General features: G+C 72.3%; 15 protein-coding genes and 5 tRNA genes. 13 read left to right on the plus strand and 7 right to left on the minus strand.

From position 1 onward, the window contains the following. The 5 genes from DEJ24_RS06115 to DEJ24_RS06135 form a co-directional block, all read left to right on the plus strand. Positions 1 to 994 (plus strand): sensor histidine kinase (locus DEJ24_RS06115; RefSeq protein ID WP_258374746.1); only part of this gene is annotated, 994 nt, incomplete at its 5' end. Beyond that, positions 991 to 1665: a response regulator transcription factor gene (locus tag DEJ24_RS06120; protein WP_111077753.1), complete on the plus strand. Its 675-nt coding sequence runs from the start codon at positions 991 to 993 to the stop codon at positions 1663 to 1665. The genes DEJ24_RS06115 and DEJ24_RS06120, both read left to right, overlap by 4 nt. A gap of 129 nt (positions 1666 to 1794) precedes the next feature. After that, positions 1795 to 2388 (plus strand): molybdopterin-dependent oxidoreductase, encoded by a 594-nt coding sequence (locus DEJ24_RS06125; RefSeq protein ID WP_111077754.1) that lies wholly within the window; start codon positions 1795 to 1797, stop codon positions 2386 to 2388. Then, on the plus strand, positions 2385 to 3287 hold the full coding sequence (locus DEJ24_RS06130) for an FAD-binding oxidoreductase (protein WP_309147009.1): 903 nt from the start codon (positions 2385 to 2387) through the stop codon (positions 3285 to 3287). The genes DEJ24_RS06125 and DEJ24_RS06130 overlap by 4 nt, the downstream gene beginning before the upstream one ends. Next, positions 3287 to 3538 (plus strand): DUF6510 family protein, encoded by a 252-nt coding sequence (locus tag DEJ24_RS06135; RefSeq protein WP_111077755.1) that lies wholly within the window; start codon positions 3287 to 3289, stop codon positions 3536 to 3538. The genes DEJ24_RS06130 and DEJ24_RS06135 overlap by 1 nt, the downstream gene beginning before the upstream one ends. A gap of 369 nt (positions 3539 to 3907) precedes the next feature. On the opposite strand, the gene DEJ24_RS06140 is transcribed toward DEJ24_RS06135, so the two are convergent. Further along, a tRNA-Gly gene (locus tag DEJ24_RS06140) sits at positions 3908 to 3979 on the minus strand. Positions 3980 to 4102: 123 nt separating this feature from the next. On the opposite strand from DEJ24_RS06140, the gene DEJ24_RS06145 reads away from it, so the two are divergent. Continuing rightward, a complete protein-coding gene (locus DEJ24_RS06145) occupies positions 4103 to 5500 on the plus strand; it encodes a serine hydrolase (protein ID WP_258374747.1) in 1398 nt (465 codons plus the stop codon). 75 nt (positions 5501 to 5575) lie between these two features. Further along, positions 5576 to 6979: a M20/M25/M40 family metallo-hydrolase gene (locus DEJ24_RS06150; RefSeq protein WP_111077757.1), complete on the plus strand. Its 1404-nt coding sequence runs from the start codon at positions 5576 to 5578 to the stop codon at positions 6977 to 6979. A gap of 55 nt (positions 6980 to 7034) precedes the next feature. Here the strand turns inward: DEJ24_RS06150 and DEJ24_RS06155 are convergent, their stop codons facing one another. The 4 genes from DEJ24_RS06155 to DEJ24_RS06170 form a co-directional block, all read right to left on the minus strand. Beyond that, a complete protein-coding gene (locus tag DEJ24_RS06155) occupies positions 7035 to 8954 on the minus strand; it encodes a cellulose binding domain-containing protein (protein WP_111077758.1) in 1920 nt (639 codons plus the stop codon). A 267-nt stretch (positions 8955 to 9221) separates the two neighbouring features. After that, positions 9222 to 9296, minus strand: a tRNA-Val gene (locus DEJ24_RS06160). Positions 9297 to 9319: 23 nt separating this feature from the next. Next, a tRNA-Cys gene (locus DEJ24_RS06165) sits at positions 9320 to 9393 on the minus strand. Between the two features lie 86 nt (positions 9394 to 9479). Further along, a tRNA-Gly gene (locus DEJ24_RS06170) sits at positions 9480 to 9551 on the minus strand. 248 nt (positions 9552 to 9799) lie between these two features. Between DEJ24_RS06170 and DEJ24_RS06175 the strand changes: the two genes are divergently transcribed. The 5 genes from DEJ24_RS06175 to DEJ24_RS06195 all read left to right on the plus strand — a co-directional run bounded on the left by DEJ24_RS06175 (position 9800) and on the right by DEJ24_RS06195 (position 16110). Further along, positions 9800 to 9872, plus strand: a tRNA-Val gene (locus DEJ24_RS06175). Positions 9873 to 10000: 128 nt separating this feature from the next. Continuing rightward, positions 10001 to 11536 carry a DUF3375 domain-containing protein gene (locus DEJ24_RS06180; protein WP_111077759.1) on the plus strand — a complete coding sequence of 512 codons (1536 nt, stop codon included), beginning with the start codon at positions 10001 to 10003 and terminating at the stop codon, positions 11534 to 11536. Beyond that, on the plus strand, positions 11533 to 12360 hold the full coding sequence (locus DEJ24_RS06185) for a DUF4194 domain-containing protein (protein ID WP_111077760.1): 828 nt from the start codon (positions 11533 to 11535) through the stop codon (positions 12358 to 12360). The genes DEJ24_RS06180 and DEJ24_RS06185 overlap by 4 nt, the downstream gene beginning before the upstream one ends. Then, entirely contained in the window at positions 12357 to 15722 is a 3366-nt protein-coding gene (locus DEJ24_RS06190) for an ATP-binding protein (protein WP_111077761.1), read from the plus strand. Before DEJ24_RS06185 ends, DEJ24_RS06190 begins: the two co-directional genes overlap by 4 nt. Before the next feature lie 46 nt (positions 15723 to 15768). Then, on the plus strand, positions 15769 to 16110 hold the full coding sequence (locus tag DEJ24_RS06195) for a hypothetical protein (protein WP_146242529.1): 342 nt from the start codon (positions 15769 to 15771) through the stop codon (positions 16108 to 16110). A gap of 213 nt (positions 16111 to 16323) precedes the next feature. On the opposite strand, the gene DEJ24_RS06200 is transcribed toward DEJ24_RS06195, so the two are convergent. After that, a complete protein-coding gene (locus DEJ24_RS06200) occupies positions 16324 to 17787 on the minus strand; it encodes a peptide MFS transporter (RefSeq protein WP_111077763.1) in 1464 nt (487 codons plus the stop codon). A gap of 232 nt (positions 17788 to 18019) precedes the next feature. Between DEJ24_RS06200 and DEJ24_RS06205 the strand changes: the two genes are divergently transcribed. Then, positions 18020 to 20173: an acyl-CoA dehydrogenase gene (locus DEJ24_RS06205; RefSeq protein ID WP_111077764.1), complete on the plus strand. Its 2154-nt coding sequence runs from the start codon at positions 18020 to 18022 to the stop codon at positions 20171 to 20173. A 660-nt stretch (positions 20174 to 20833) separates the two neighbouring features. On the opposite strand, the gene csrA is transcribed toward DEJ24_RS06205, so the two are convergent. Continuing rightward, positions 20834 to 21085: a carbon storage regulator CsrA gene (csrA, locus tag DEJ24_RS06210; RefSeq protein WP_111077765.1), complete on the minus strand. Its 252-nt coding sequence runs from the start codon at positions 21083 to 21085 to the stop codon at positions 20834 to 20836. Positions 21086 to 21117 lie beyond the last annotated feature (32 nt).

A 21117-nucleotide genomic window follows, 5' to 3' on the forward strand; every position in this document is an offset into this window, starting at 1 on the left:
CCTGTCGGTGCTGCTCGTCGTCCTCGGCCTGCGGACCCCGTGGCGGACGACCGCGGTCGCCTGGGGTGCCTCGACGGTCCTGACCCTGGTGCTCGTCGCCGCGACGCCCAGCCGGTGGGACCAGCCGGACGTTTGGGTGAGCACGCTCGTGGTGTCCGCGGGCAGCGGGCTGCTCATCGGGGCGGCCGCGGTCCTGCTCGGCCAGCGCCGGGCAGTGGGTGCCGAGCTCGTCGCCGCACGGCAGGACGCCGAGCAGCAGGCCGGTGCCCGCCGTGCCGTGGAGGAGCGCGCCCGGATCGCCCGGGAGCTGCACGACGTCGTCGCGCACAGCATGTCCGTCGTGCACATGCAGGCGGAGTCGGCGCCCTACCGCGTGACGGACCTGCCACCGGCGGCGCGGGAGGAGTTCGCGACGATCGCCGCGACCTCCCGCACCGCACTCCGGGAGATGCGACAGCTCCTCGGCACGCTGCGCGGCGACGAGGACGCCGAGCGTGCACCGCAACCGGGCCTGACCGACCTGCCGGCCCTCGTCGGCTCGACGCGCGCCGCCGGGCTCGCGGTCACCCTCGACGTCCGGGACGACGCAGCCACCGACGACGCAGCCGTCGACGACGCAGCCGTCGACGACGCAGCCGTCGACGACGCAGCCGTCGACGACGCAGCCGTCGACGTCGGGGCCGTCGGCAGCGTCACGCAGCTGACGGTGTACCGCGTCGTGCAGGAGGCCCTCGGCAACGTCGTCCGCCACGCCCCCGGTGCCGACACCACCGTCATCGTCCAGGTGTCCGTCGCCGCCGTCGCGGTGGTCGTGACGAACGCCCGGGCCCCCCTCGCTCCCCCGCCCCCGGCCGACGACGGCGGGTACGGCCTCGCCGGCATGCGCTCCCGCGTCGCCGCGCTCGACGGGACGCTCGACGCCGGCCCCACCGCCGACGGTGGCTTCCGTGTCGCCGTGACCCTGCCCCGCCACCCGGACGGAGACCCCCGATGACCCGAGTACTCGTCGTCGACGACCAGGCCGTGTTCCGCACGGGACTCGTCGCGATCCTCGGCTCCCAGTCGGACCTCGAGGTCGTGGGCGAAGCCGGGGACGGTGCCCAGGCCGTCGCGCTCGGCATCGACCTCGAGCCCGACGTCGTGCTGATGGACGTGCGGATGCCGGTCCTCGACGGGATCGAAGCGACACGGCGGCTCACGGCAGCGCCGCGCTCGGGGCCGAGTCCGACGCCGGTCCGCGTCCTGATGCTCACGACGTTCGACATCGACGACTACGTGTTCGACGCGCTGCGGGCCGGGGCGAGCGGCTTCCTGCTCAAGGACGCGGGCGCCGAGGACCTGATCGCCGCCGTCCGGACCATCGCGGCCGGGGACGCCCTGCTCGCGCCTCGCGTCACCCGACACCTGGTCGAGGCCTTCATCGCGGGACCCCGACCTGCCGCTCCGCAGGCGGACGTGCTCGCGGTCCTGACCGGCCGCGAGCGGGACGTCTTCATGCTCATGGCCCGCGGGCGCTCGAACGGCGAGATCGGACGGGAACTGTTCATCGCCGAGCAGACCGTCAAGACACACGTCGGCCGGGTGCTCGCGAAACTGCAGCTGCGGGACCGCGTGCACGCCGTGGTCCTGGCGTACGAGTCGGGCCTGGTCACCCCGGCCGGTTGAACCCGTCATCGGCGCCGCGGCCGTCCGCGCGGCGGCTGACAAGAGCACGGCCGTGCGGCAGGATCGACACAGCAGGCGGATCGGGGCGGCAGCGGTCCCGACGCCGGTGACGACAGGAACGAGGACGCGATGGCCAGCTTCACCCGCGGGTTCGGCGGACGCCGCCGTGATGTCGACGACAGCAAGATCCCGCCCGGGCAGACACTGGTGCACGACTGGCCCGTGCTGTCGGCCGGTGCGACGCCGGAGATCGAACCGTCCGAGTGGAGCTTCTCGATCCGCACCGAGTCCGGCCTGCACTCGTGGACGTGGGACGAGGTACGGGCACTCGGGCTGGACGACATCACCGTCGACATCCACTGCGTCACGCACTGGACCAAGCTCGGCATGGGTTGGCGCGGTGTGCCGCTCGACAAGCTGTTCGCCGACATCGAGACGTCGCTCGACTTCTGCATGGTGCACAGTTTCGGCGGCTACACCACGAACGTGCCACTCGACGAGCTGCTCGAGGGGCAGGCGTGGATCGCCTTCGAGGCGGACGGCGAACCCCTCACCCCCGAGCACGGCGGCCCCGCACGGCTGCTCGTCCCGCACCTGTACTTCTGGAAGAGCGCGAAGTGGGTCCGCGGCATCGTGATGCACGCCGAGGACGAACCCGGGTTCTGGGAGAACGCCGGCTACAACATGCACGGCGACCCGTGGAAGGAAGAGCGGTACTGGTGACCCTCTCCACAGCCGACGACGCCCCCGGCCTGGAGGCCCGTCCCCCGTCCGCCCCGTCGGACCGGCCCGGTGCGGCACCGGCCGGGTCCGGTGCGGCACCGGCCGGGTCCGGTGCCGCACCGGCCTGGCCCGGTGTCGCCCCCGTCCGCCCGCTCCGGCGTCCCGCCTGGCACGCCGCCACGGTGGCGTCGGTGTCCCCGGAGACGCCGAACGCCCGACGCCTGGTGCTGGACGTGCCCACCTGGCCGGGCAACGACCCCGGGCAGCACCTGGACCTGCGGCTCACGGCGGAGGACGGCTACCAGGCCACGCGCTCCTACTCGATCGCTTCCTCCGGCGACGACTCCCGGGTCACGCTCGCGGTGGACCGGGTCGAGGACGGCGAGGTGTCCCCGTTCCTGGTCGACGCCGTCGAGATCGGGGACGCGCTCGAGGTGCACGGGCCCCTCGGCGGGTGGTTCGTCTGGCGTCCGGGCCCCGCGGCATCCGAGCCGCGCCCGGTGCAGCTGATCGCCGGCGGGTCGGGCGTCGTGCCGCTCCTGCCGATGGTCACCGCGCACGCAGCCGCTGGCGATCCGTCACCGTTCCGGATGCTCTACGCCGTCCGGACCCCGGAGGACGTCTTCTTCCGGCCGGAACTCGACGCAGCGGTGAGCGCTGCCGAGCACGCACCGTTCGTCCTCGACGTCGTCTACAGCCGCCGGACGCCGGACGGCGTGACGACCCCGGCCGGACGACTGACCCGGGAGCGGCTGGCGGCGTCGGTCCTGCCGCCCGAGGCCGGGGCCCTGGTGTACGTGTGCGGCTCGACACCCTTCGTCGAACAGGTGCTGCGCTGGCTCGGTGAACTCGGCCACGACACCACCGAGGTGCGTGCGGAACGGTTCGGAGGCTCGTGATGACGCTCGTCGACGGCAACGCCCTGGCCGGGGACCTCGCCGAGGTGCTCGGGGTCGACGCGACGTCCGCCCGGTTGCGCTGTTCCGGCTGCGGGACCACGGGCCTCCTGGCGGTGACCCGGGTCCACCGGACGGCGATGGGCAGTGTCGCCCGCTGCCGTGGGTGCGACACGGTGCTCGTGACCGTCGTCGACACCGGCGCGTCGCTGTGGGTCGGCATGCCGGGCACGAGAGCCGTCGCGACAGCCTGACCCCGTCGCCGCAAGTCGACAGGCCGACGGGCGGCGGATCGTGCGGGAAACCGCACGACCCGCCAGCGGGGCCTCCCGCTGGCCCTGCTGCTCCGAACAGATCCCCGGGCCCGCGTCCGGACGACCCATCCGGGGGCCACGACGAGGCGACGGCGCCTCCACGCCGGTGGGCGCGGGGACCCGAAGCCTGCGCCCGCCGACGTGCTCGTCGCCCGCCGGCGTGCTCGTCGACCACTGACGTGCTCGTCGACCACTGACGTGCTCGTCGACCACTGACGTGCTCGTCGACCACTACGTGCTCGTCGACCACAGACGACAGAACCCCCCGGCCGATCGGCCGAGGGGTTCTGGTTCCTGTGTTCTGTCCTGAGCGGATGACGAGATTCGAACTCGCGACCCTCACCTTGGCAAGGTGATGCGCTACCACTGCGCCACATCCGCACGCTGCCCACCAGGGTGACCAACATCCACCACTGTACCCGACGACCGACGCGATCCGGGCCTCCCGTCCGCATGTCGGGCGCGCCGGACGTTGCCAGCGACGACCGGACTAGGGTCTGCTCCGTGACGACGACGTTCCGACGCAGCACCCCGTCCGCCCTCGGCATCGACGCGACCGGGCTCGACCGCCTGGTCTCCGCGCTGGAGGGCGCGGACGGCGTTGAGCCGCACAGCGTCATGGTCCTCCGGCACGGCGCGGTCGCGGCCGAGGGCTGGTGGGCCCCGTTCGCCGCCGACCGGGTGCACCTGCTCTACTCGCTGAGCAAGAGCTTCACCGCCGCGGCCGTCGGCATCGCCGTGCGCGCGGGGCTGATCGACCTGGACGACACCGTCGTCAGCCACTTCCCGGAACTCGACGCCGAGGTGACCGACGAGCGCACCCGACGGATGCGGGTCCGGCACCTGCTGGCGATGGCGAGCGGGCACCGCACCGAGACCATCGACCGGGCGGAGGCGATCGACCCGAGGGACACCGTCCGCGGGTTCCTGCTCCTCCCGCCCGACGAGGAGCCCGGCAGCGTCTTCGCCTACAACCAGCCGTGCACCTACACCCTCGGCGAGATCGTCCGGCGGGTCAGCGGGACATCGCTCCTCGAGTACCTGCGTCCGAGGCTGTTCGCGCCGCTCGGCATCGACGACTTCGCGTGGCGGCGGGACGACTCCGGCGCGGAACTCGGGTACAGCGGCGGCTACACGACCACGGAAGCGGTCGCCGCACTCGGCCAGCTGTACCTGCAGCGCGGGATGTGGGACGGGCAGCGCCTGCTCGACGAGGACTGGGTCGAGACGGCCACCAGCGTCCGGGTCGCCAACCCCGACGAGGAGAACCCGGACTGGTCGGCGGGCTACGGGTTCCAGTTCTGGATGGCGCGGCACGGCTTCCGCGGCGACGGCGCCTACGGCCAGTTCTGCGTCGTCCTGCCCGAACACGACGTCGTGGTGGCGATGACCGGTCAGAGCCTCGACATGCAGGCCGTCCTCGACGCGGTGTGGGAACACCTGTTGCCGGCGATCGACCGGCAGGGGGCCGAGACCGCCGACCCGGCCCTGCGCGAGCGACTCGCCGGGCTGGCACTCCCCCCGCTCGCCGGTGACGCGCTCGGAGTACTCACCCCGCTGCCCGAGGGCGGGTTCTCCGCCGCGTCCGGGTCGACGGGCATCGGAGCCGGACTGGAGGCCCTGCACCTGACCCAGGGCACCGAGCGCGGGTGGGTGCTCACCCTCCGCGACGCCTCCGGCGAGGTCGCGGCCCCGGTCGGCGACGGCACGTGGGCGGTGTCCGGTGCGACGGCGACCAGCGGCGCACGCGCCGGTGACGTCGTGTCGATCGACGTCCGGTTCGTGGAGACCCCGCACCTGCTGCACGTCCGGTGCGACCTGGCTGCGGGCACCGCCGCGGCGACGTGGGAGACGGAGCCGCTCCACGACGGCATCGCGACGCTGCACCGCCCGGTCGACTGAGCAGACCTCCGGCCGAGGTCCTGTGTGCGCGGATCCGGAGTCGCCTCCGACCGTCCGGTCTCTACGGTCGGACTGGTGGAACACGGAACGGACAGCGGCGGGGCGGACGTCACCACGAGCCTCCAGGCCGCGCAGGACACGATCATCGACCAGTTGTCGGAGTGGGTGCGGATCCCGTCCGTCGCCTCGCAGCCGGAGCGGGCGCTCGACGTCGAGCGCTCTGCGCGGTGGCTCGCCGGCGCGATGCGCGAGGTGGGGCTCCGGACCGAGGTGCTGCGGGCCGGGCCGTCACCCGCGGTGTACGGCGAGTGGCTGGTCGACCCGTCGCTGCCGACCGTCCTGGTGTACAGCCACCACGACGTCCGGCACGCGAAGCCCGAGGAGTGGATGGAGACGGCGCCGTTCGCACCCGTGCTCCGCGACGGCCGACTGTACGGCCGCGGCGCGTCGGATGCGAAGGGGCAGGTCATCGCACACCTCTGGGCGCTCCGGGCACACCTGGGGACCCGGGACGACGGCCAGCCTGCGGTGAACCTCAGGTACCTCGTCGAAGGTGAGGAAGAGCTCGGGTCGTCGCACTTCGCCGCGCTGCTCGAGAGCGACCCCGAGCGGTTCGCCTGCGACGTCGTCGTCTTCTCGGACACCCTGCAGTGGAAGAGCGGCAACCCGGCGGTCGTCACCTCGATGCGCGGCATGACCGGAGCCACCCTGACCGTCACCGGCCCGGCTCGGGACGTGCACAGTGGGGCGGTGTCCGGGCCGGCGCCCAACCCGGTGCACGCGCTCGTCTCGGTGCTCGCGGCTATGCACGACGACGAGGGTCGCATCGCCGTCCCGGGGTTCCTCGACGACGTCGACGAGCTCACCGAGGAGCGGCAGCAGGAGCTCCGTGACCTGGACTTCGACACCGACGTGTGGCTCGAGCGGACCGAGACCCGGAGCGTCGTCGGCGAGCCCGGACACACGATCGAGGAGCGACTCTGGGCGCGCCCGTCGATCGAGGTCCTGACGCTGCTCGCCGGTGACCCGACCGGGTTCCCCCGCGCCGTCATCCCCAGCGAGGCCACCGCGGAGATCAGCATCCGGACGGTCCCCGGTCAGCACGTCGACCGTGTCGCCGAGCAGATGCGGGCCTTCGTCGCCGAGCAGATGCCCGACGGGGTGACCTACCAGCTCGACATCCCGGAGGAGTCCGGCCAGGACCCCTACGTGACACCCCCCGGTCCGGCCGCCGAGGCCCTTGTCCGAGCGATGGAACGGGGGCACGGCACCGAGACCGCGGGACGGATGGGGAACGCCGGCGGCGGGCCCGCGGAACTGCTCGGGCGGGTGCTCGACGCGCCGGTGCTGTTCATCGGGACGGGGCTGCCGGAGGACCACTGGCACTCGAGTGACGAGAGCATCGAGGTGCAGATGCTGCTGGACGGGGCGGCCTCGATCGCGTTCCTGCTCGAGGAACTCGCCGACGCGTTGCGGTGACGCGTGCCGCCGCCGTCGGTGCCGCTCCGCCTGCTCAGCGTGTCGCGCCGCCTGCTCAGCGCGTCGCGCCGGTGACCACCGCGTGCGCGAACGACCACTGCGCGTCCCGGACCCCGGAGCACATGTAGGCGCCGATGGACGGGTTGCAGGGCTGGTCGCGGGTGGCCTCCCAGTAGGACAGCACCTCGATGCCGTTCGCGACCGACCAGGCCGCCAGGTCCTGGGCGTCCGTGCGGGTGAACACCTCGCCGGTGTCGTTCAGACCGACCATCGGGGTGATGCCGATCATCGACAGTCGGGCCGAGGCGCTGAGTCCGGCGTAGGCGGGGATCGTGGCGAGCTGACTCGCGGTCGCCAGGGCGGCGGACCTCGCGGCCGGACCCATCGGCTGGGCCCCCTGTCCGTAGTCCATCGCCATGAGGTTCACGGCGACCGGACGGACACCGGCGACGGTGAGTCCCCGGACCGCGGCGACGCCCTCGCCGAGGAGTCCGGTCGGCATCACCGGCAGGGTGAGCGAGACGTCGAGGTGGCGTCCCTTCGCCGCCTGCGCGGCGACGACCCGGGCGATCGCCGTCGCGCGGCGCTGGTTGGCTGCCGTGTCGCCGAGCGCCGTGCCCTCGATGTCGAGGTCGATCCGGTCGACGCCGAACCGGTCGACGACCTGCTGGTAGGCGGCCTGCAGCTTCACCGGGTCGGTGCACCGCAGGGCGAGCTCGCTGTTCACCGCGCCGCCGAACGACACCACCACCTGGCCGCCGCTCGCCTGGAACGCGGCGATGTTCGCATGGAAGTCCTGCGGACCGCCGATCCGGTAGGCGTCGAAGCCGGCCCAGGCCGGCGTGCAGGCACTGCCGCCGTTGTCCGACACGACGAACGCCAGCGTGAAGGCACGCATGCCGGTCTGCTCCGCGAAGGTCCGCAGGTCCGCGGTCGGCCAGAGCCCGAGGTCGACGTACGGGGCGATCAGGGTCCGACCGGCACGGGGCTCGGTCAGGGGTGCCGGGACCGCGATCGGCGCAGGCGCGGGGGTGCTCGTGGCCGGCGTGCCGGACGGGACGCCGCTCACCGTGCAGGCGACGTCCGTGCCGGTGGGCAGGTCGAGCACGGTGCACGCGGTCGGGAGGACGCCGGCGCCCCCCGCGGTCTTCGAGGTGAGCCCGAACGACGTCGCAGCACCGGCGTCGAGCGAGCCGGCGTAGGACGGGGCGGACGCGATGAACCCGCCGGGCGTGGCACTCGCGGTGGCGTCCCAGATCGTGTCGACGGTGGCGGCGTAGGTGAACCGGATCCGCCACGGAGCCAGGCGCAGCGCGGTCCGGTTCGTCACGCTGACCGAGGACTGGCTGCCGGTCGCCCAGGTGGCGTTGTCGAGCCAACCGACCGCGACCGTGCCGTCGCGCCCGGTGGCCGGCTTCGGCGTGGGAGCGGGCGTCGCTGCTGGCGTGGGCGTCGGTGCTGGCGTGGGCTTCGGTGTCGGTGTCGGTGTCGGTGTCGGCGTTGCCGGGGGTTTGCCCGGCGTCGCCGCTCCACCGTTGACCGAGCACGGCAGGGCCGCTCCGACGACCGTGCACGAGGTCGGCACCGTCTTCGCCTTCGCGACCTTCCGCGAGTCGATCCGGAAGGACGCCGTCGCCCCCTTGGCGATGTCCGGTCGTGCCGTCACCCCGGCGACCGTGAGCGACCCCTTCGCGCTCGAGACCTTGCGGACGTCGCGGAACGTCCGCGCGTCGGACGCGTACGCGAACTGGATCGTCCATCCACGCCAGGCGGCACCGGACCCGTTCGTGACACCGACCGTGGAGCGGAAGCCGGTGGCCGTCACGGCGCTGTTCTTCCACGACACGGAAACTTTCGGACTCGCCGCTGCGACGGCCGGCACCGCGGTGACCGTCGTCGCGCTCACCGTGGTCGCGAGCATCGCCAGGAGCACCGCCGCGGGCAGGAACCGTCGCATCGGGGTCGGACGCCGCATGGTGCCACTCCTCGGGTCGGGAACCGCCCGCCGCCCCTCGGGCCGGGCGTCACGTTCCGTCAGCCCCTATCGGCAGTCCCCCCGGATCCGTCGGCGCCAGCCGCAGAGTTCTCCGGACGGGTGCGGCCGTGCGGGACCATCGTCGTCTCGCCCCTCGCCCCTCGAACCTCGCCCCTCGAACCTCGTTCCGAGCCGACGCGGTCGCACGAGGTGTCCCGACGGCGGGAACGACGAAAGCCCCCGGCATTCCTGCCGGGGGCTTCTTCGTGGTGGGCGATACTGGGATCGAACCAGTGACCTCTTCCGTGTCAGGGAAGCGCGCTACCGCTGCGCCAATCGCCCAGATGAGTTCCGCCGGAGCGGACTGGAGGTGGGGACGGGATTCGAACCCGCGTGGACGGCTTTGCAGGCCGCTGCCTCGCCTCTCGGCCACCCCACCATCAAGGTCCACGTCTGGCGTAGTACCCGATCGGTGGGATACCTCTTCTGGAGAGTTGCTGTCTTCCAGAGAAGACAGGCACCTCGAGCGGATGACGAGATTCGAACTCGCGACCCTCACCTTGGCAAGGTGATGCGCTACCACTGCGCCACATCCGCATGGTCTGACCTGAGTCACACCGGTGTTGTCCGACCCGCTCTCGCGGCGACTCGTAAACTGTACCCAGTTCACGCTGTTTCTCCAAAACCGGTTCCGTTCACCGGGCGTGTCCCCCGGGTTCATGCGGATCGGCGGGGTCACCACGGGCCTCCAGTGCGCCCGCGAGGCCGGCGACGCGCGCGACGAGCGGCCGGTGTTCCGACCACGGCCGGACATCCGCTACTATCGTTCCGCACGCAAGTGCGAGGGGCGATTGGCGCAGTTGGTAGCGCGCTTCGTTCACACCGAAGAGGTCATCAGTTCGAGTCTGGTATCGCCCACGTGCCCGTTCCGGGCAGCAGAACACCCGAAGAGCCCGACGCCACCGCGTCGGGCTCTTCGCATCCCACGAGCCGTCCGAGCACACGACCCGTTCAACCACACGACCCGTCCGACCACCAGGGGCAGCATGACCGACGTCGACCTCGAGTTCGCCCGGGTCCGCCAGGTGCTCGACCGTCCGACGCTCCGCCTGATGTCCCGTCCGACGAGTGCCGCGGTCGTCTCGGTGTTCCGGACGGTGTTCGACCGCGACGTGCAGTACGTCCCGGCTGACCGGATGCACCTGCAGGTCGAGGAGCACGTCGCCCGACTGCAGGCGACCGGTGCGCGGGTGCCGGCGGGCGACTCCCCCAGCGGGGACCTGCCGCCGGGCGAGGCGCCGCGTCCCAACGGTCGGTCGCTCTGCCGCGAGTGGGTGGCGGCACAGTGGCTCGTCCGCTCGAACTCCCCCGACGGCGACGAGCAGTACAGCCTGACGAGCCACGCCCTCGAAGCGCTGAGCCTCATCGACGCGCTGTCGTCCGAGCGCGCGCTGATCAGCGAGAGCCGCCTGGCGATGATCGTCGACGCCGTGCACCGTTGGGCCGCCCGTGCCGAACCCGACCGGGACACCCAGGTCCGCCGGCTCGACGCCCAGATCGCGGAGCTGCAGGCCGAGCGGGACCGCCTGGCCCGCGGCGACGAGGTCGTCACGGTCGACGAGGACCGGATGCGCGACGGCTACACGAACCTCACCGACCTCATCCGCCAGCTCCCGAGCGACTTCAAGCGCGTCGAGGAAGCCGTGGCGACGATGCACCGCGAGATCGTCGAGGACTTCCGCCAAGAGGTCCGTCCGATCGGCGAGATCCTGGACGACTACCTGGCCCGGACCGACAACCTCATGGAGTCCACACCCGAGGGCCGGGCGTTCCAGGGGGCCTTCGAGCTCCTGCGCGACGACGCGCTGCTCCTCCGGCTCCGCGACGACATCACCACGATCCTGGAACACCCGTTCGCGAGCTCGCTCAGCGCGACCGAGCGCCGGACCTTCCGGGGCACGGTCGGCATCCTCCGTCAGGGCATCGAGGACGTCCTCGCCCAGCGCCGGATGCTCACCGCCACGCTGCGCGACCAGATCGTCGCGCACGACGTGGTGCGGGACCGCGAACTCGACGCCGTGCTGCGTTCGGTGAACCGCGGACTCGCGGCCTGGATGGACACCGGCTCGGCGCGCGACCGGGTCCCGCTCGGCCTGCTGCCCCCGTCCGCCGCGGTCGGGACGCTCCGCGAGAAGTTCCACGACCCGGATTCCGAGTCCGTGCCACCGCCGATCGAGGAACCCGACGACGACGTGTTCGAGGACATCGACGTCGAGTCGCTCCGCCGCCACGGCGGTCCGCTGCTCGCCGAGCTGCGCGACGCCCTGGGGCACGCCGCGACCGGCTCGAGCGTGGAGGCCTTCCACGCGCTGCCCGCCGAGCAGCGCCGCCCCGTCGAGCTCTTCGGACTCGCCCACCTGCTCACCGGACACCCGGACTTCGAAGCGGGCACGGCCTCCGCGCCGCACCACACCGTCCGCCCCGACGGTGAGCCGGTCACCTTCCACATGCCCACCGCAGCACTCGCCCCCGCGGGCGATGCACCGGGCCCCGACGACGAACCCGGCCAGGAGGCACGGTGAGCGACACGACGCCAGCACCCGTCCACGACGAGGTCGCGTTCGAGGACGCCTCCGGCGTGGACGCCGACGGAACCGTCGACTTCGCCGGCGACTTCTCCGGCGACGCACTCGCGGAGCGTGACGAGAGCACGTTCGCGCTGTTCGAGGGCGACGAGGGCCGCCTCGACGAACCGCAGCGCCGCGCCCTGGTCGCCCTGCTGCGGCACCCCTACGTCAGTGCCCGCACGCACGTGGACGAGTGGCGTGCGGTCCTGGACGCCGAGCACCAGCTCCGGTCGCGACTGAACGACCTGTTCCTCGAACTCCACGTCGACCGGGACCGCGAGGTCGCCTTCAAGCGCCAGGCCCGCTCCGAGAGCACCCGGCGTGGCTTCCCGACCCTGCTCCGCGACGCCCCGTACACCCGCGAGGAGACGATCGTCCTCGTCTACCTGCGGATGCGACTGCGTGCCGACGCCCGACCCGGCCCCGACCAGGTCGTGGTGGACCGGACCGAGATCCTCGGGCACGTGTCCGGCTTCCGACCGGCGACCGCGACCGACCGCACCCGTGACGAGGCCCGCGTGGCGAAGGCGGTCGAGCGACTGGTGACGGCCCGGGTTCTGCTGAAGACCTCCGACCCGGACCGCTTCCGGATCGCGAGCGTCGTCGAGGTCCTCCTGCCCCTCGAACGACTGGTCGAGCTCGACACGTGGTTGACGAGCACCACGCTGCGGAACGCGACCACCGACGGTGGTGCGGCGTCCGACGAGGGTGATCCGACACTCCTGACCGATGACGACACGGACACCGACACCGACGAGACCGAGGAGGACCGCGCGTGAGCACCGTCGACATCGACACCACGGGCATCCCCGCCCTGTTCGACACCGTCGCGCAGTGGCGCGCCGAGTCCATGCAGGTCGTCAACTGGGGCGGTTTCCAGGGCCACCGCCAGGTTGAGCTCTCCGGGACGGCGACCCTGATCTCGGGTGCCTCGGGGACCGGCAAGTCGACGCTGATGGACGCGTACCTCGCGGTGATGATGCCGTCCGACGTGCCGTTCAACGGCGCCTCGAACGACGCGACGACCGGCCGGGCGCGCAGCGCGGACCAGCGCAACCTGCTCACCTACCTGCGCGGCAAGGTCGACACCCGGCGTGACCCGGAGACCGGTGCGCTCAAGGACGTCACGCTCCGCGGCGACGAGCAGACCACCTGGGGCGCCGTCGCGGTCACGTTCCGGAACGACGACGAGCGGCGGTTCACGGTCCTCCGCGCCTACATCGTGCCGCGCCGCGCCCGTGGTGTGGCGGACATCCAGATGACCATGGCGACCGTCGACGACGTGTTCGACCTGCGCCGACTCGAGGACTTCGTGCCCTCCCGGTTCGCGCACCTGGAACTCACCGGCCGGATCCCGGGGCTCGTGATCCGTGACACCTACCAGGAGCTCGCGTACACGCTGCAGACCCGACTGGGCATCGGCGACTCCGGCGGCGGGAACCGCGCCATGCGCCTGCTCGCCCGCATCCAGGCCGGTCAGCACATGCCGACCGTCGATGCCCTGTACAAGTCGCTCGTGCTCGAGACCCCCGGCACCTACGAGGCGGCGGACCGCGCGCTCGCCCACTTCGCCGCCCTCGACGAGGCGTACGAGGCGATGGACACCGAGGAACGCAAGGTCCGCATCCTCTCCCCCATCAGCGAGCTGCACGACGAGATCGAACGGTCCCGGGCGGCAGCGGCGGCGCTCGACGGCATCGCCACCGGCGCGGACGTCTCGCCCTTCGCGCACTGGACGGCGTCCCGCAAGCGGGAGCTGCTCGACCTCGAGGTCGAGCGGAACACCCGCGAGCGGACCGCCACCCGCGCCGAGGTCGAGGCCGCCTCGGCCCGGCACGCCGCGGTCGAGGTCGAGCTCCGCGACGCGGAGGCCCGACTGCGCGACTCCGGCGGCAACGCGCTGGCGCAGCTCGAGGACCGCATCGACCGCGGCACCCGGGAGCGCGCCGCCGTCGCCCGCGCCCGCGAGGTCTTCGACGAGCGCACCGCGCCCCTCGGCGAACCGTTGTCCACCGAGGCCGAGTTCACCGAGGCCCAGCGCGCCAGCCACGAGTTCATCGGCACCTACCCCGCTCGGCGGGACGACCTCGACAGCCGCCGCGACGCCCTGACCCGCGAGGAGTACCCGCTCCTCGACCGCGAGCGGACCCTGCGTCAGGAGCGTCGGTCGCTCGAGCACCGCCAGGGCGCCATGCCGCTGCCGATGCACGAAGCCCGCGTCGCGATGGCCCGCGCAGCCGGCATCGACCCCGCGGCGGTGCCGTTCGTCGCCGAACTCCTCGACGTCCTGCCCGCCGAGGAGCAGTGGCGCACCGCGATCGAGTCCGTGCTGGCCCCGGTCGCCCGCACCCTGCTCGTCGACGAGGACCGCTTGGACGACTTCAGCGCCGCGATCGACGCGCTGCGTCTGCCCGTCCGGGTGCAGTTCGAGGGCGTCCCGATGGGTCCGCACATCGACCTGCCCGGCGACAGCTCGATGGTCTCCGGCAAGCTCGCGATCAAGCCGTCGCCGTTCAGCACCTGGGTCCGCGAGCGCATCGAGTCCGACCGGATCGACGCCCGCTGCGTCGAGGACGCCGCCGACCTCGGCGGGGGTGGCCGACGCGTCACCGTCGCCGGGCAGCTCCGCGACGGCCGCCGCGGCGCACACGGCGACCGCCGCCAGGCGAACGTCATCGGCTTCACGAACGAGTCCCGGGTCCGCTCCGTCGAGACGGAGCTCGCCGAGATCGCCGCCGACCTCACCGCCCTGGAGGCCCGCCGCACCGACATCGCGCAGGACCTGGCCGCCCTCGACACGCTCCGCACCGCGCACCGACACCGCGTGGACGTCACGTGGGACGCCGTCGACGTGGCCGGCGCCGACGCGTCGCTCACCCGACTGGAGGACGAACGCCAGGCGCTCCTGGCTGCCGACGACGGACTGCGGACTCTCCGCGCGTCCGTCGCCCGGCTCCGCGCGGCACTCGACGACGCCGCCGACCGTCGCGCCGCCGCACGGCTCAGCGTCAAGCGTCTGGAGGAACGACACGCGGTGCTCGTCGACGGCCAGGACGCCGCCAGCGAGATCCTCGAGCGGTTCACCGACGCGCCCGAGCGGCTGCCGGACGAGCAGCAGGAACGTCTGCTCGCCGAGGCCTTCGACGAGGTCGGGGCACCCGAGGGCGTGGACGGTTTTGACGACGCGACCAAACGCCTCCGGCGGCGACTCGAGGAGCGCCTGTCGCAGGCCCTCGACGGTGCCGCGACCGCCTCGGTGGCACTCACCACGACGTTCGAGCGCTACCAGGACGCCTGGCCAGACCCGAACCTCGGCACCGGGGTGGCGTCGTACCCCGACTACCGCGCGATCCTCGACAAGATCGTCGCCACGGGCCTCCATGCGCGACGCAGCGAATGGCGTCGACGGCTGTCCCAATGGAGCGGCGAGGACCTCGTGCCGCTCTCCGGCGCGTTCGACCGCGCGGTCGTGGAGATCGAGGAGCGCCTCGAACCGGTCAACGAGATCCTGCGCGACCTGCCGTTCGGTGCGAACCGCGACCGGCTGAAGATCGTCATCCGCCGCGTCACGCGCGAGGACGTCACCCAGTTCCGCAGGGAGCTCCGCGCCCTGTCCGCCTCGGTCGACACCGAGCTGACCGACGACGTCCTCGAGACACGGTTCCGACGCCTGCGCCGGTTCATGGCCGTCATCCGACCCGACCCGGAGTCCCCGCGCGGGCGCACCACGCAGCGGGACGCCGTCCTGGACGTCCGTCGGCACATGGAGATCACGGCCGTCCGTTACGACACGGCGGGTGACGACCTGGGCGTGTACTCGTCCCTCGGTGACAAGTCCGGTGGCGAGACGCAGGAGCTCGTGGCGTTCATCGTCGGTGCGGCGCTCCGCTACCAGCTCGGCGACGAGACCCGGCCCCGACCGCGGTTCGCGCCGGTGTTCCTCGACGAGGCGTTCATCAAGGCCGACTCGGAGTTCGCCGGCCGTGCGGTGACCGCGTGGCTGCGACTCGGCTTCCAGCTCGTGGTCAGCGCGCCGCTCGACAAGGTCACGGCCCTGGAACCGTCGATGGAGCGGCTGCTGTCGATGCGGAAGCACCCGGACACCGGCTACTCGTCCGTCACCCAGATCCGGCGGGACTGAGCACGGTCTAGGCTCGCTGCCGGGGGTCCGGCGGTAGGGTCGTGGCGTGTTCGGACGTCGCGCTCCCCGCCCTGCTGCTCCCGACGACTCCGCCGGAGCGGTGCCGCCGGACGTCCCGGTCCTCGGCATCGGTGCCGTCGTCCGGGTGGTCCCGTCGGACCGCGGCGACCAGTGGGCGGACGACCCGATCGGGTTGATCGTCGCTCCGGGAGGCGCGCAGCTCGCCGGGTACGCCGGTGCCGGGGTCCGCGTGGCCTGGGTCGTCGAGTTCGACGAGCCCGCCTACACGACGGACGGCCGCGGCCCGTTCGAGCGCGCGACCGTCCAGAGTCGTCAGTTGGTGCCGGTCCCGATGGAACCGGAGACCGTGGACGCCGGAGCGTCCTGACCGGTCAGTACTCTTCGGAGCCGGACTTCATCATGGCGGCGAAGGCCAGGCAGGTGCCGAACCCACCGAGGACGCCGATGCCGATGATGATGCCTGCGATGAGCTCGAGCATGGGGGTGACTCCTCGTGATCTGGTGCCGGTCTGGCGGGGCCGGTCTGCTGCGCTCCAGGCTACCGGACCGTGCCCGTCGGACGTGCGGTGCCGCGCGTCAGCTAGCGGATGCCGCGCATGAGTTGCAGCACCGGCCGAGCGATCACCAGCAGGACGACACCGACCACGACGGCGACCAGGCCGAGGACCGTGAAGTACGGCGCCTCGTGCTCCGGGTCGTAGTACCGGGAGAGCACGCCGGTCAGCGCGGTGCCGAGCGACACGGACAGGAAGAACAGCGCCACCATCTGCGTCTGGAACTTCGGCGGCGCGAGCTTCGTGGCGACGGACTGCCCGGTCGGTGACAACAGCAGTTCTGCGACGGTGAACACGAGCAGGATGCCGACGAGGGCGAGCAGCGGCGTGCCGTTCTCACCGGTGCCGACGAAGGGCAGGAAGAGCAGGAACGCCACGCCCATGATCCCCGTCCCCAGGCCGAACTTCGTCGGCGTGGACGGTTGGCGGTCGCCCAGGTGGGTCCAGAGTGCGGCGAAGAGCCCCGACAGCACGATGATCATGACCGGGTTGATCGACTGCGCCCACGACACCGGCATCGTGAAGCCGAACAGGTCACGGTCCAGGCGCTGGTCCGCGTAGACCGTCACGACGGTGAACTGCTGCTGGTACAGCGACCAGAACACCGCGCTGCCGATGAACAGCGGGATGAACGCGAACACCCGGGAGCGCTCGTCGGGGGTCAGGCCACTGGACAGGATCACGACGAAGTAGGCGATGGTCGCGACGACCACCACGACCACCACGACGACCGGCAGCGTCGACACGGTCAGCAGTCCGGTGAGCACGGCCACCGCGATGACGACCAGTCCGGCGACCGCCACGACGACGGCCAGCGGGTAGCGCGAACGCGGCAGCGGGTTCGTCACCTTCTGCACGGCGTCGGGCAGGTTCCGTCGGCGGATCGCGTACTGCACGAGTCCCGCGGCCATCCCGACCGCGGCGAGCCCGAAGCCGTAGTGGAATCCGAGCGTCGACTGCAGCAGTCCGGTGAGCAGTGGCCCGGCGAAGGCGCCGAGGTTCACACCGAGGTAGTACAGCGAGAAGCCGGCGTCGCGCCGCGGGTCGTCGCGCGTGTAGAGCGAGCCGACGATCGTCGTGGCGGTGGCCTTGAGGCCGCCGGAGCCGAGCGCGATCAGCACGAGCCCGACCCCGATGCCCGCGACCCCGGGGACCAGTGCGAGCGCGATGTGTCCGAGCATCACGACGACGGCGCTGCCGAAGAGCGTCCGGTCGGCGCCGATCAGGCGGTCGGCGACCCACGCGCCGAGGATCGTGAAGAGGTACACCGAGCCGCCGTAGGCGCCCATGATGCCGCTCGCCACCCCCTGGTCGATGCCCAGGCCACCCCGTGTGAGCGAGTAGTACATGTAGAGCAGGACGATGCCCTGCATGCCGTAGAACGAGAAGCGCTCCCAGAGCTCGACGGCGAACGGTGTGGACAGCTCGAACGGCTGCCCGAAGAAGGTGCGTCCGCTGCCGCGCCGGTCCGGCTCCGTGGTGCTCGACATGCCGGCCAGTGTGCCCCCGGGACGAGGTACACGCCGAATCCCCACCAGGGTCCCCACGGATGTCCCGGGCGGGTCTTGGAGGGTTCCCACCAACGACGAGGATCAGCCGACCGGACCGGTTGTGGCCCTGGCACGGCTGTCATGCCATCCGCAACACGGGTGCCTACGCTGGCTTGGTCGGACCGCCCTGCAGTGACGCGGTCCGTCCACCGTGCAGTTCAGGAGGCACCCGATGGTCGACACCGCACCAGTCCGCAGCAACACCGAGCGCCGTCCGAGCAGCGCCGGTCCGACCGGCACGCCGGGTTCGGACACGCGAGCCTCCGGCAGCGCGCCGAAGGCCGACGCCACGGGCGACCCGGCAGCCGGCACCCCGACCGGCGGCACGGACACCGACGTCCGGATCGACGTCGACCTGCTCGCCGAGCACCTGCTCGGTCGCTGGGCCGAAGACCGCCGGATCTCCCGCCGACTGGCCCGCGACCCCGCGCTGCACAAGATCGAGGGACAGCCGATCGCCGAGCACCGTGCCCGGGTCTTCGAGCAGCTCCGCATCCTGGTCGACGCCGGGGCGATCCAGCGTCCCTACCCGCCGGAGTTCGGCGGTCAGGACAACCACGGCGGCAACCTGGCGGCGTTCGAGGAACTGACCGTCGCCGACCCGTCACTGCAGATCAAGGCCGGCGTGCAGTGGGGTCTCTTCGCCTCGGCCGTGCACCACCTGGGCACCGAGCGGAACCACCGCGAGTTCCTGCCCGGCATCATCGCCTTCGACGTCCCCGGCTGCTTCGCGATGACCGAGACCGGCCACGGCTCCGACGTGCAGAACATCGCGACGAGTGCGACCTACGACCCGGAGACGCAGGAGTTCGTCGTGCACACGCCCTTCCGCGGTGCGTGGAAGGACTACATCGGCAACGCCGCCCTGCACGGCAAGGCCGCGGTCGTGTTCGCCAAGCTCGTCACGCAGGGCATCGACCACGGTGTGCACGCCTTCTACGTCCCGCTCCGCGACGACGACGGCTTCCTGCCCGGGGTCGGCGGCGACGACGACGGGGTCAAGGGCGGACTGAACGGCATCGACAACGGCCGGCTCTGGTTCGACCACGTCCGGATCCCCCGCACGAACCTGCTCAACCGCTACGGCGACGTCGCCGAGGACGGCACGTACTCCTCACCCATCGAGTCCCCCGGCCGGCGCTTCTTCACCATGCTCGGCACGCTCGTGCAGGGCCGGGTGTCGCTCGACGGCGCCGCGGTCGTCGCGCAGAAGGTCGGGCTGCAGATCGCCCTGACCTACGCGATGCAGCGTCGGCAGTTCCCCACCGGTGACGGGCAGGAGGGCGTGCTCCTCGACTACGGCCGGCACCAGCGCCGTCTCATCCCGCGTCTGGCGACCGTGTTCGCGCAGTCCTTCGCCCACGAGAAGCTGCTGCAGACCTTCGACGACGTGTTCAGCGGGCGAGCGGACACCCCGGAGCGTCGTGAAGACCTCGAGACCCAGGCAGCGGCGTTCAAGTCCATGTCCACCTGGTCGGCACTCGACACGCTCCAGGAGTGCCGCGAGGCGACCGGCGGCGCCGGGTTCCTCGCCGAGAACCGCATCACGGGCCTCCGCGCCGATCTCGACGTCTACGTGACGTTCGAGGGCGACAACACCGTCCTGCTGCAGCTCGTCGGCAAGCGCCTGCTCACCGACTTCCGCAAGGCCGCACCGCGCGATGCCGCGTCGACCGCGAAGTTCGTCGCGACCCAGGTCGGGTCGAAGCTCGCCGATGCCACCGGCCTCCGTCGGCTGGGCCAGACCGTGTCCGACCGCGGTTCGCTCGCGGCCTCGGTGGCCGACCTGCAGGACAGCGGGACGCAGCGCGCGCTGCTCGCCGGGCGCGTCGAGACCATGGTGACCGAGATCGGGATGCGCCTCCGCACCGCCGGCAAGGACCGTGCCCGCGCGGCCGTGCTGCTGAACCGGTCGCAGCACGAGCTCATCGAGGCGTCGAAGGCGCACGCCGAGCTCATGCAGTGGGACGCCTTCACCGACGCGATCGCCGACGTCCCGCCGGGTGACACCCGGACGGTGCTGGTCTGGCTGCGCGACCTGTTCGCCCTCGGGCTGATCGAGCAGCACCTCGACTGGCACCTGCTGCACGGTCGGCTCTCGGCGCAGCGTGCCCGAGCGGTCTCGGCGTACGTCGACCGGCTCGTGGCGCGGATCCGTCCGGTCGTCCCGCAGCTCATCGAGTCCTTCGGGTACGAGCCGGCGCACGTCCGCTCCCCCATCGCTGCCGGTGCCGAGCAGGCACGGCAGGACGAGGCCCGCGCGTGGTACGCCGCCGAGCGTGCTGCAGGTCGGCTCCCCGAGCAGGAGAAGAAGCCCCGGCCGTAGGCGCGGCGCGGCGCGCGGCGTCCGGCGTGGCGCGCGCGGCGCTTGGCACGGCGAGGACCCGCACAACAGGAACCGGCCCGAACCGCGCTACACCGCGGTTCGGGCCGGATGCCGTTGGGCGCAGCCGAACGGCGCCGCGCCCGGCCGGGCGCGGCGGGCGGCACTGCCGCCGGGGTACCGCCGGGCTGCCGCCAGCTGGCGCGGCGAGGACCCGCACAACAGGAACCCGGTCGAACCGCGGGACACCGCGGTTCGACCGGATGCCGTTGGGCGCAGCCGAACGGCGCCGCGCTCGGCCGGGCGCGGCGGGCGGCACTGCCGCCGGGGTACCGCCGGGCTGCCGCCAGCTGGCGCGGCGAGGACCCGCACAACAGGAACCCGGGCGAACCGCGGGACACCGCGGTTCGGGCCGGATGCCGTTGGGCGCAGCCGAACGGCGCCGCGCTCGGCCGGCCGGCGGGCGGGCGGCACTGCCGCCGGGGTACCGCCGGGCTGCCGCCAGCTGGCGCGGCGAGGACCCGCACAACAGGAACCCCGGCGAACCGCGGGACACCGCGGTTCGGGCCGGATGCCGTTGGGCGCAGCCGAACGGCGCCGGGGCAGCAGGCCGCAGCGCGGGCGGCGCAGCCGAGCGGCGCCGCGGCAGCAGGCCGCAGCGCGTCAGTCGGCAGCGGTGGGCCGCGGGGCGCCGAGTGCGGCCCGCAGGCGTGCTTCGGCGTCGTCATCGGCGCCTGCGGCAGCGGCGACGTTCGCCTCGGCGACGGCACGGACGACCTCTTCGCGCTGGATCTTCACGCCACGAGGGGCGTCGATCCCGATGCGGACGCCGTCACCGCGGGAGTCGAGCACCGTGATGACGATGTCGTCACCGATGAGGATCCGCTCGCCGACCTTCCGCGTGAGTACCAGCACCGCGCCAGCCTAGCGACTCCCCCGCCGCCAGC

This window comes from Curtobacterium sp. MCPF17_001 (assembly GCF_003234615.1).
Taxonomy (GTDB): domain Bacteria; phylum Actinomycetota; class Actinomycetes; order Actinomycetales; family Microbacteriaceae; genus Curtobacterium.

What these genes read in the sequence shown, in the direction of transcription:
- DEJ24_RS06120 (WP_111077753.1), top strand. Translation starts at nt 991, where the DNA reads ATGACCCGAGTACTCGTCGTCGACGACCAGGCCGTGTTCCGCACGGGA.
- DEJ24_RS06125 (WP_111077754.1), top strand. Translation starts at nt 1,795, where the DNA reads ATGGCCAGCTTCACCCGCGGGTTCGGCGGACGCCGCCGTGATGTCGAC.
- DEJ24_RS06135 (WP_111077755.1), top strand. Translation starts at nt 3,287, where the DNA reads ATGACGCTCGTCGACGGCAACGCCCTGGCCGGGGACCTCGCCGAGGTG.
- DEJ24_RS06155 (WP_111077758.1), bottom strand. Translation starts at nt 8,954, where the DNA reads ATGCGGCGTCCGACCCCGATGCGACGGTTCCTGCCCGCGGCGGTGCTC.
- DEJ24_RS06180 (WP_111077759.1), top strand. Translation starts at nt 10,001, where the DNA reads ATGACCGACGTCGACCTCGAGTTCGCCCGGGTCCGCCAGGTGCTCGAC.
- DEJ24_RS06200 (WP_111077763.1), bottom strand. Translation starts at nt 17,787, where the DNA reads ATGTCGAGCACCACGGAGCCGGACCGGCGCGGCAGCGGACGCACCTTC.
- DEJ24_RS06205 (WP_111077764.1), top strand. Translation starts at nt 18,020, where the DNA reads ATGGTCGACACCGCACCAGTCCGCAGCAACACCGAGCGCCGTCCGAGC.